The 9,663-nt window shown below is 70.8% G+C and carries 11 protein-coding genes; 4 read left to right on the top strand and 7 right to left on the bottom strand.

The features are described from left to right. Window positions 1-216 precede the first annotated feature (216 nt). The 5 genes from ACWDYJ_RS21995 to ACWDYJ_RS21975 all read right to left on the bottom strand — a co-directional run bounded on the left by ACWDYJ_RS21995 (window position 217) and on the right by ACWDYJ_RS21975 (window position 5,235). The gene (locus ACWDYJ_RS21995) at window positions 217-1,224 is read right to left on the bottom strand and encodes a hemolysin family protein (protein WP_451567268.1); all 1,008 of its coding nucleotides are present in this window, start codon (window positions 1,222-1,224) and stop codon (window positions 217-219) included. Beyond that, window positions 1,221-2,555 carry a hemolysin family protein gene (locus ACWDYJ_RS21990; RefSeq protein ID WP_451567267.1) on the bottom strand — a complete coding sequence of 445 codons (1,335 nt, stop codon included), beginning with the start codon at window positions 2,553-2,555 and terminating at the stop codon, window positions 1,221-1,223. Before ACWDYJ_RS21990 ends, ACWDYJ_RS21995 begins: the two co-directional genes overlap by 4 nt. Window positions 2,556-3,013: 458 nt before the next feature. Beyond that, on the bottom strand, window positions 3,014-3,226 hold the full coding sequence (locus tag ACWDYJ_RS21985) for a hypothetical protein (RefSeq protein ID WP_451567266.1): 213 nt from the start codon (window positions 3,224-3,226) through the stop codon (window positions 3,014-3,016). A 393-nt stretch (window positions 3,227-3,619) separates the two neighbouring features. Beyond that, the gene (locus tag ACWDYJ_RS21980) at window positions 3,620-4,285 is read right to left on the bottom strand and encodes a response regulator (protein ID WP_451567265.1); all 666 of its coding nucleotides are present in this window, start codon (window positions 4,283-4,285) and stop codon (window positions 3,620-3,622) included. After that, a complete protein-coding gene (locus ACWDYJ_RS21975) occupies window positions 4,282-5,235 on the bottom strand; it encodes a HAMP domain-containing sensor histidine kinase (protein ID WP_451567271.1) in 954 nt (317 codons plus the stop codon). Before ACWDYJ_RS21975 ends, ACWDYJ_RS21980 begins: the two co-directional genes overlap by 4 nt. Before the next feature lie 278 nt (window positions 5,236-5,513). Between ACWDYJ_RS21975 and ACWDYJ_RS21970 the strand changes: the two genes are divergently transcribed. From ACWDYJ_RS21970 to ACWDYJ_RS21955, 4 genes are all read left to right on the top strand, one after another. Continuing rightward, on the top strand, window positions 5,514-5,984 hold the full coding sequence (locus ACWDYJ_RS21970) for a cation:proton antiporter regulatory subunit (RefSeq protein WP_451567264.1): 471 nt from the start codon (window positions 5,514-5,516) through the stop codon (window positions 5,982-5,984). 5 nt (window positions 5,985-5,989) lie between these two features. Beyond that, entirely contained in the window at window positions 5,990-7,240 is a 1,251-nt protein-coding gene (locus tag ACWDYJ_RS21965; protein WP_451567263.1) for a cation:proton antiporter, read from the top strand. Then, a complete protein-coding gene (locus tag ACWDYJ_RS21960) occupies window positions 7,237-7,494 on the top strand; it encodes a hypothetical protein (protein WP_451567262.1) in 258 nt (85 codons plus the stop codon). Before ACWDYJ_RS21965 ends, ACWDYJ_RS21960 begins: the two co-directional genes overlap by 4 nt. 78 nt (window positions 7,495-7,572) lie before the next feature. Next, window positions 7,573-7,842, top strand: a complete 270-nt coding sequence (locus tag ACWDYJ_RS21955; RefSeq protein WP_451567261.1) for a hypothetical protein — start codon at window positions 7,573-7,575, stop codon at window positions 7,840-7,842. Here the strand turns inward: ACWDYJ_RS21955 and ACWDYJ_RS21950 are convergent, their stop codons facing one another. Both ACWDYJ_RS21950 and ACWDYJ_RS21945 read right to left on the bottom strand, forming a co-directional pair. Continuing rightward, a complete protein-coding gene (locus ACWDYJ_RS21950) occupies window positions 7,843-9,363 on the bottom strand; it encodes a potassium/proton antiporter (RefSeq protein ID WP_451567260.1) in 1,521 nt (506 codons plus the stop codon). A 9-nt stretch (window positions 9,364-9,372) separates the two neighbouring features. Further along, the gene (locus ACWDYJ_RS21945) at window positions 9,373-9,654 is read right to left on the bottom strand and encodes a DUF3040 domain-containing protein (RefSeq protein ID WP_451567259.1); all 282 of its coding nucleotides are present in this window, start codon (window positions 9,652-9,654) and stop codon (window positions 9,373-9,375) included. Window positions 9,655-9,663: the final 9 nt, after the last annotated feature.

Genomic DNA, 9,663 nt, shown 5'->3' with positions numbered 1-9,663 from the left:
TCTCCCCCCCCCCCCCCCCCCTCCTATCTCTCCCCCCCGCTGGGGGCCGCCCCCCCCCCACCCCCCCCCCCGACGAAGTCGAGAGGACAGCGATGAGGCGGCCGGACGTCGCTGCGTGCAGTGCCTGTTTACACGCTTCCCAGACCGGTGATCGGAGTGGCGGACATGCGGTGGCCATCACCCGGAGCGGGCGGTTCCGGCGACGGATCCTGCGGGTCAGGCGCCGACGAGTTCTTCCAGGACGTCTTCCATGGTGACGAAGCCGATGACGGTGCCCTTGTTGCCGGTGACGGCGGCGAGATGGGTTCCGGCCGCTCGCATGGCGGTCATGGTGTCGTCGAGCGGGGTGTCCAGGGCGACCTTTGTGATGGGGTGGAGCGCGCTGCGTGGGAAGGGCGCGGTGCGGTCGGTGAGGCCGAGGGCGTCCTTGATGTGCAGGTAGCCGAGGATCTCCTCGCCCGGTCCGGTGACGGGCAGGCGGGAGAAGCCATGCGCCGCTGCCGCCCGCTCGAGGCCCTGGGGGGTGATGTCGTGGGCGACGGTGATCATGCGGCCGAGGGGGACCATGACTTCGCCGGCGGGGCGGGTGCCGAGCTCCAGGGCGTCTTGCAGGCGTACGCCGTCCTCGGGGGCGAGAAGGCCCGCGGCACTGGAGTCCTTGATCAGGCGGGCGAGTTCGTCGTCGGTGAAGACGGAGCCGACCTCGTCCTTGGGTTCGACCTTCAGCAGCCGCAGCAGGGCGTTGGCGAAGGCGTTGATGCCGAAGACGAACGGACGCAGAGCCCGGGTGAGGGCGACCAGCGGCGGGCCCAGCAACAGGGCCGTGGGGGCCGGGGCGGCGAGCGCGATGTTCTTCGGGACCATCTCGCCGACCAGCATGTGCAGGTAGGTGGCGAGGGTGAGCGCGATGACGAACGCGATCGGGTGGATGAGCGCCTCGGGGACGCCGACCGAGTGGAACGGGGGTTCCAGCAGGTGGGCGATGGCGGGTTCGGCGACCGCGCCCAGGACGAGGGAGGAGACGGTGATGCCGAGCTGGGCGGTGGCCATCATCGCGGAGAGGTGTTCAAGCCCCCACAGGACCGCTTTGGCCCGGAGGTTGCCCTTGCGGGCTGCCGGTTCGATCTGGCTGCGCCGTACGGAGATCAGGGCGAACTCCGCGCCGACGAAGAAGGCGTTGGTGATCAGGGTGAAGGCGCCGATCAGCAGCTGGAGGGCGGTCATCGGCTCTTCTCCTTGGCCCGGCTGGGCACGGCGGCCGGTGCGGTGATCGCGACGCGGTCGGCGCGGTGGTGCTCGATGTCGAGGACGGACAGCTCCCAGCCGTCCACGGTGAGGGTGTCGCCCTGGGTGGGGATGCGTGCGAGTCGGGTGGCGATGAGGCCGGCCAGGGTCTCGTACGGGCCTTCGGGTGCGGTGAGGCCGATCTCTTCGAGCTCATCAACGCGGACGCTGCCGTCGGCCTCCCATACCTGGCGGCCGTCGTGGTCGGGCGCCTGGATGAGGTCGGGGACTTCCATGGGGTCGTGCTCGTCGCGGACCTCGCCGACGACCTCTTCGATGATGTCCTCGACGGTGGCGACGCCGGCGGTGCCGCCGTACTCGTCGATGATCACGGCCATGGTGCGGGCTTTGCGCAGCCGTCCCAGGAGGGTGTCCACGGGCAGGGAGTGCGGCACCAGCAGGGGCTCGGTCATCAGGTCGGTGACCGCCGTGAGCGGCCGCTTGTCCTCCTCCAGGGCGAGGACGTCGCGGATGTGGACGGTGCCGATGACCTGGTCCAGGGTGTCGCGGTAGACGGGGAAGCGGGACAGGCCGGTGGCCAGGGTGAGGTTCGCGGCGTCCGCGACGCTGGCGTGTGCCTCCAGGGCCTGGACATCGATCCGCGGGGTCATCACGTTCTCGGCGGTCAGCTCGGCCAGGTGCAGGGTTTTGACGAACAGCTCGGCCGAGTCCGCCTCGATCGCGCCCGCTCGGGCCGAGTGCTGAACGAGCGCGACCAGCTCCTCCGGGGTGCGGGCGGAGGCCAGCTCCTCAGCGGACTCCAGGCCGAAGCGGCGCACCAGACGGTTCGCGGTGCTGTTCAGGTGCCGGATCAGCGGTCCGAACGCGGCAGTGAAGGCGCGCTGAGGCCCGGCAACGACCTTCGCGACGGCCAGCGGATGCGAGATCGCCCAGTTCTTCGGCACCAGCTCGCCGACCACCATCAGGACGACCGTGGAAAGGGCCACACCGAGCAGGGTCGCGGTGGTGGAAACGGCACCCGCGGGCAGGCCGGCGGCCTCCAGGGGGCCGCGCAGCAGGGCGGAGACGGACGGCTCGGCGAGCATGCCGATCACCAGCGAGGTCACGGTGATGCCCAGCTGGGCACCTGAGAGCTGGAAGGTGAGCCGCTTGGCGGCCGCCAGGGCGCTCTCGGCGCCCCGCTCACCAGCCTTGGCGGCGCGCTCGAGCTCACCGCGCTCGACCGTGGTCAATGAGAACTCGGCGGCTACGAACACCGCGCACGCCAGCGTCAGAGCCAGCGCGAGAAGCAGCAGCAGGACTTCGGTCACCGTGCCACCCCCACTCCCGGCTGAGTCATCGGGCAAGGCGTGGCACGGCTCGTACTGGGAGGTTCACCCATTGCGGGTCTGCTGCTCCTTCTTCACTCGATCGGACCGCATCCCGGCCCGATGGATTGGGGCGGACAATTATCCACACGACAACTGTAAAGGAGCAGTAAAGCCCCTGGCCAGACGAGCCACACAGGGTGAGGCGGAGGCGTGGACCGTGCCCTTCCCAGGGAGTCAGGGCCGCTGCCGTGTGGACGGGCGCACAGGAGACGGGAGAGGGAACGTAGTGAGCAGGCCCCGCACCTGTGCCAGCATGTATGCGTCGTTCTCGTACGAGCGCAAGGGCCGCGGCCCGGGCGACGCCCGCCTCCCGTAGCGCCGCCGCGTCCGCGGTGTCGGCCTCCACGACTCTTGTGGTGGCAGGGGGGCTCGGGGGGGGGGTATCGAGTCGCTCTGCGTCACCCTGTTCTCCTGGTCCTGTGCCGCAGGCGCTGCCTCAGCCCGTTGCCTGCTTCGCCCACCGCGATCAGGAGCACCGCGGACGCACCGCACCCGACAAGGGTCACCGGCTGGCCCAGGGCCGCGCCCGATATCACCGGTACCAGCGTGACGGCCGCCCACCACACGAGGAGCGACCACACCGAGCGCCGCCAGTTGCGTATCCCGTTCACGGTGCACCGACTCCTGGGGCGCCCGTCGGGGGCAGGGGCGGCCAGGACGGCTCATACGCCGGGGGGTTCCATGGTTTGGGGGCGGGAGGGTGTGCGAACGGCCCGGCGCGGTTGGCCATGAGGATCAACATCGTCCCGACGAAGAGCAGGGTGATGACGATGAGGGCGAGGCCGACTGGGTTTTCAGGGTTGTAGTAATAGTGGTTGGTTCCCCACTTGCTGCGTTTGAGGACGGGCTCATCGTCGTGACGCACAGGCTGCCCCCCATGTCGAAGGTCATTTCGGCGCCGCCGCACGCAGGCACAAAGATGCGCTGGGGCCGGCGGCCGGATGGCTTGCAGAGTTCCGTGTACCCCCGCTTCACGCCCGGGGCGAGTACGGCTACAGATACGGCTACGGCTCGATCAGGCCGGCGCGGATGGCGTAGCGGGTGAGTTCGAGGCGGTCGCGCAGGCCGAGTTTTTGGAGCAGGTTGGCGCGGTGGCGCTCCACGGTCTTGGGGCTGATGACGAGGAGGTCGCCGATCTCTTTGGAGCTGTGGCCTTCGGCGACGAGTTTGAGGATTTCCTCCTCACGTTCAGTGATGGGCCGCTCCGGGATGGGGCCGCCGGTGCGGGCGCGGTCGAGGTAGGTGCGGATGAGGGTGGTCTCCGCACCGGGGTAGATGAAGGGTTCGTCCCGTAGCGCGGCGCGGCAGGCTTCGACGAGGTCGCGGTCGGCGACGGATTTGAGGACGTAGCCGGAGGCGCCGGCGCGCAGGGCTTCGAAGAAGTACTGCTCGTTGTCGTACATGGTGAGCATGAGGATGCGCAGGCCGGGGCGGGTGCGGGCGAGTTCGCGGGCGGCCTGGAGTCCGGTCTGGCGGGGCATGGCGATGTCGAGGACGGCGAGGTCGATGTCGAGGGTGCGGGCCTGGGTGACGGCTTCAGCGCCGTCGGCGGCCTCGGCGACGACGGTCAGGTCGGGTTCGGCGTCGAGGATGAGGCGTACGCCGCGGCGGACGAGGGTGTGGTCGTCGGCGAGCAGGATGCGGGCGGGCCCGACCTCCGGTCGACTCATGGTGTTGCCCCCGTGGTGTCGTGGATTTCGAGGCGGACCTGGGTGCCTCCGTGCGGGCTGGCTCCGACGAGGAGTTCGGCGCCGATGAGCAGGGCGCGTTCGCGCATGCCCTGGATGCCCGCGCCCTCGGGTGCGTTCCCGAGGCCGTGCCCGTTGTCGCGTACCAGCAGTCCGACGCCGCCGCGGGGCAGGGGCCGGAGGTGGACTTCGACGCGGGTGGCGCCCGAGTGGCGGGCGGCGTTGGTCAGGCCTTCCTGGGCGACGCGGTAGAGGACGAGTTCGGCGGCGGGGTCGAGGTGGGGCAGGCCGGGGGTGATGTGGGTGGTGACGCCCAGGCGGGGGGTGGTGAACTCGGCGGCCAGGGAGCGCAGTGCGCTGTGCAGGCCGAGTTCTTCCAGGACGCCGGGGCGCAGGCGGCGGGCGATGCGGCGGATCTCGTCCAGGCTGGCGCGGGTGGTCTCCTGGGCCTGGTGGAGGTCGGTGCGGACCGGTTCGGGGGCGCGGTCGGCGGCGTGCTTGATCTGGAGGAGGACGGCGGTGAGGGTCTGGCCGATCTCGTCGTGGAGTTCCTGGGCGATGCGTTTGCGTTCGGCCTCCAGCGCGGTGAGCACCCGGCCGCTGCTGGTGGCCCGCTCGGCTTCGAGGCGGTCGAGCATGGTGTTGAAGGTCTGGGTGAGGGCTGCGATCTCCCCACCGCCGGTAACGGTCGGGCGGGCCTCTGGTTTGAGGAGGTCGGCGGTGGCCATGGCCCGGTTCAGGCGGGCGAGCGGGGCCAGGCCGACCCTGAGGAGTACCGCGTTGATGACCAGCATCGCGGCCAGCCCGCCGAGCAGCACGAGTGCCTCCCCGAACAGGACGGGCGTGGAGACGGTGACCGGACCCAGCAGCAAGGCCACCGCGACGGCCAGAACTCCGGCATTCAGGAGGAAGATCCGCCAGTACAACGACACGGCCACACGCCTTTCCAGCCGGTCCCCCAGCATCCGCCACGGCCCTGCAGCCACCCAGTCTTCAGGTGCTCTGAACTGCGACGGAGCCCAATTCCCCGCCCCATCCTCATGCCGGGGGAAGGCTGCTGTCCATCCGTGGCGGCACCCATATTTCGGACGTGCGAATAGTGGCACGATGGGCCCGCCGGCGGCCTTCTCCTGCCCGAGATCGAGCGTCCGCCGCAGCGGCATCACGTACGGAACGAAGACGAGGGGGGACAGCTGTGCCTGCTCCACGGATGAGCACCACACCACTGCCCGGCATTGGGGTCCAGTACGACCTCACCACCCGCGAACGCCGCCACTTGTCCGTGGTCGCGCACCGGGACGGCACGCGGACGGTGAACCTTTACCGAACGGATGACCCTGACGCATGCGCGCAGTCGCTGCGCCTGACCGGAGCGGAAACAGCCTCGCTGATCGATGCGCTGATGCCGGCGCACCACAGTCCGAACGTCCTGCACACCACCGATCTCGGGCTGGTGGCGGAACGGATCGAGCTGTCCGCGCACTCGCACTGGAACGGCCGCGTGCTGGGCGAGACCCGGATGCGGACCGAGACCGGCGTGTCGATCGTGGCCGTGCTGCGCCGGGCGGAAGCCCGTCCCTCGCCCGCGCCGGACTTCCGCCTTGCCGGCGGGGACACCCTCATCGTGATCGGCACCCGCGAAGGTGTCGACGCCGCCGCCGCGATACTCGGACGGGAGTGACGCCTGTGCATGCCGCTCTCTTCCTGATCGAGTTCGGCGCGATCATCCTCGGCCTGGGACTGCTCGGCCGGGTCGCCGGACGCCTGAAGTTCTCCCCAATCCCCCTCTACCTCCTGGCCGGGCTCGCTTTCGGCACCGGCGGAATCCTCCCGCTGCCCGCCAGCGAGGAGTTCGTCGCGATCGGCGCCGAGATCGGCGTGATCCTCCTCCTGCTCATGCTCGGCCTGGAGTACACCGCATCGGATCTGGTCTCCAACCTCAAATCCCAGTACCCGGCCGGGCTGGTCGACTTCACCCTCAACGCCGTACCCGGTGCGATAGCCGCGCTGCTCATGGGCTGGGGCCCCGTCGCCGCCGTGGTCCTGGCCGGCGTCACCTGGATCTCCTCCTCCGGCGTCATCGCCAAGGTCATGGGAGACCTCGGCCGCGTCGGCAACCGCGAGACCCCCGTCATCCTGTCCATCCTGGTCCTCGAAGACCTCGCCATGGCGGTCTACCTGCCGATCATCACGGCCCTGCTCGCCGGGGTCAGCCTCGCCGCCGGCAGTGCGACCCTGGCCATCGCCCTCGGCGTCGCCGGAGCGGTTCTCTTCGTCGCGGTCCGCTACGGACGCCACATCTCCCGCTTCGTCTCCAGCGACGACCCGGAAAAGCTCCTCCTCGTGGTCCTCGGCCTGACCCTGCTCGTCGCGGGCGTCGCCCAGCAGCTCCAGGTCTCCGCCGCCGTCGGCGCGTTCCTCGTCGGCATCGCCCTCTCCGGCGAGGTCGCCGAAGGAACCCACACGCTACTCAGCCCACTGCGCGACCTGTTCGCCGCCGTCTTCTTCGTCTTCTTCGGCCTGCACACCGACCCCGCCAGCATCCCGCCCGTCCTCCTGCCCGCCCTCGCCCTCGCTGTCGTCACGGCGGGTACGAAGATCGCGACCGGCTACTGGGCGGCGAAGCGGGCGGGGGTCGGAGTCAAGGGGCGCTGGCGGGCCGGCGGCACGCTCGTCGCCCGCGGCGAGTTCTCCATCGTCATCGCCGGCCTCGCCGTCACCGCGGGTATCGAGCCCGCCCTTGGGCCGCTCGCCACCGCATACGTCCTGATCCTGGTGGTGATCGGGCCGCTGACCGCCCGCTACACCGAACCCGTGGCTGCCTGGGTCGGCAGCCGCCGCACCCCGTCGGGTCCGGTCCTGGCCGCGGTGCCCTCCCAGCCCGGATCCCCGGAGGACCTCAAGGACCAGGCCCAGGATTCGGTCGGCCGCGCGTGAGTGAGGACACCTGGGCGGCGATCACCAGCCGGGAGACCGTGCTGTTGCTCGCCGCCCTGGCTGTCTACCTCGGCGGCGCGGTCGGCTTCGCCCACCGGCTGCCCCGCCTCCTGGCCCGTCACGCGGGCTGGCGCCGCGACACCGAACGCGACCCGGCCTCCAGCGCGGTCACCCTCACCCTGCTGATCGTCCTATGGCCGACAACCGCCGTATACCTGGCCTACAAGTTCGCCGCCAGTCGCCGCGATCGGTGACCCAGCCGTCTGCGGGATCGTCTTCGCCACGGACGCGGGTCCTCGCGCCCACAGTCATGCTGATGTATGGAGGCACACATGCTCACCGTCGTGCAGGCGGCCACAATCGTGGTGGCCCTTGGGTTTGGGACCGTCGGCGTCTGGACGATCGTGACCGGCCGTGTCGTGCTGCCCTGGCTTCGGCGCAGTGTGCGGCGGCCGGTCGTCTGGGGCGTGGGAACGCTCCTGATGGCAGTGGTGCTCGCGGCGGCGCCCGCCTTGACGTTCACGGTCTTCGTGCCGCTCTTGATGGTCGGGGTTGCCGTGGTCGGATTCGCGCAGGTCTCCGGCCCTCGGAACGGCTCCTAGTCAGTCGGTGTCACCGCCGGCGGGTTCGGACCTGCCGTGTTCGCCGAGCCAGCGGGCGAGTTTGCCCCGGCGGCCAACAGCGCGCAGGCGCCGCTCGGTGGCCTGCCGGGTCGCCGGGGTGGTGACGAGGAGCAGCTCGTCGCCGGCTGCCAGGACGGTGTCGGGGCCCGGTACCAGGGTGCGTCCGCTGCGGACGAGGAAGGTGATCACAGCCGGAGGGGGGAGCCGGAGTTCGAAGACGGCGACGCCGTGAAGGCGTGAACCGGGCGGGATGGTGACGGTGAGCAGGTCGGCGTCCAGGACGTCCAGGGGGGCGCTCTCGACCTGGATCTCCCTCGGCGTTCCGGGCCGGGCGATGCGCAGGAGGCGAGCGGCGGCGGGCAGGGTGGGGCCCTGGACGAGGGTGAAGACGACGACGAGGACGAAGACGATGTTGAGCAGTTGCCGGGAGCCGTCGATGGCGGCGACGATCGGGAAGGTGGCGAGGACGATCGGCACGGCTCCGCGCAGGCCGGCCCAGGAGATGAAGGCCTGTTCCCGCCACGGGGTGCGGAAGGGCAGCAGGCAGGCGGCGACCGACACGGGGCGGGCGACCAGCAGCAGGACCAGACCGACCGCGAGGGCCGGCAGGACCGCAGAGGGCAGCTCGCTGGGGTCTACGAGCAGCCCGAGCATGACGAACAGGCCGATCTGGGCGAGCCATCCGGTGCCCTCGGCGAAGGAGCGGGTCGCGGCTCGGTGGGGCAGCCGCGAGTTGCCCAGGACCAGCCCTGCGAGATAGGCGGCGATGATGCCGCTCGCGTTGACGAATCCGCCGGCGGCGAAGGCGATGATGCCGAACCCGACGGTCGCCAGCGGGTACAGCCCGGTGGCCGGCAGGGCGATGTGCCGCAGGGCTGCCACCCCGATCCGGCCGACGGCCAGGCCCAGCAGCCCGCCGACGCCCAGCTGGTAGAGGACGTTGGCGAGGATGGCGGTGGATCCGGGGAGGTCGGCGGCGGCGGTCGAGAAGACCAGGACCAGGATGATGGTGGGGGCGTCGTTGAACCCGGACTCGGCCTCCAGCAGCCCGGTGGTCTTACGGGGCAGGGGCAGGGAGCGCAGCACGGCGAAGACGGCGGCGGCGTCGGTGGAGGAGACGATCGCGCCCAGGAGCAGAGCCAGGTGCCAGTCCATGCCCAGGAGATAGTGGGCCCCGGCACCCGTGACCGCCACCGACACGGCGACCCCGGCGGTGGCCAGCACACCGGCCGGTGCCAACACCCGCCTGACGTCGGGCCAGTGCGTGCTCAGGCCGCCCTCGACGAGGATGACTGCGAGGCCAGCCGTTCCCAGGGACTGGGCGAGCTGCGCGTCGTCGAACTCGATGCCGATCACGTCCTCGCCGACGATCACCCCGACGGCGAGGAAGAACAGCAGACTCGGCAGGCCGATCCGGTGCGCGGCACGCGCTGCGGCGATGCTGGCCATGAGGACGACGCCGCCGACCAGCAGCACCAGGTACAGCCGCTGAAGTGTCACCGCCCGACCCTATGGCCCGGGCCGGCGCGGACCACGCCGGCGGCTGGTGTCGAAGAGGTGCGCCGCGATCGCGGCCAGGATCAGGCCGACCGCCAGCAGCGTCCCCAGCCGCGCCGCGGCCCCGGCGACCATGACGGCCAGGGCGCAGGCCATGATCAGCCGGGCCCGCCCGTTGCGGTACTCGCGGGGCCGGCGCGGACGCCCCTTGCCCAGGGCGCGGGCGAAGCGGGGATCGTCGTGCCACAGCACGGCCTCGAGCTCGGCGATCCTCTCATCATCCGAGTCCGTCATGGTCCTCTC

This window comes from Streptomyces sp. NPDC003042, from assembly GCF_053591315.1.
The sequence above is the reverse complement of the archived record's forward strand: the minus strand, read 5'-3'. Positions and strand labels throughout refer to the sequence as shown.

Excerpts from the sequence above, each read along its gene's own strand:
- ACWDYJ_RS21995 (WP_451567268.1), bottom strand. The coding sequence starts at position 1,224 with ATGACCGCCCTCCAGCTGCTGATCGGCGCCTTCACCCTGATCACCAAC.
- ACWDYJ_RS21980 (WP_451567265.1), bottom strand. The coding sequence starts at position 4,285 with ATGAGTCGACCGGAGGTCGGGCCCGCCCGCATCCTGCTCGCCGACGAC.
- ACWDYJ_RS21945 (WP_451567259.1), bottom strand. The coding sequence starts at position 9,654 with ATGACGGACTCGGATGATGAGAGGATCGCCGAGCTCGAGGCCGTGCTG.
- ACWDYJ_RS21970 (WP_451567264.1), top strand. The coding sequence starts at position 5,514 with ATGAGCACCACACCACTGCCCGGCATTGGGGTCCAGTACGACCTCACC.
- ACWDYJ_RS21955 (WP_451567261.1), top strand. The coding sequence starts at position 7,573 with ATGCTCACCGTCGTGCAGGCGGCCACAATCGTGGTGGCCCTTGGGTTT.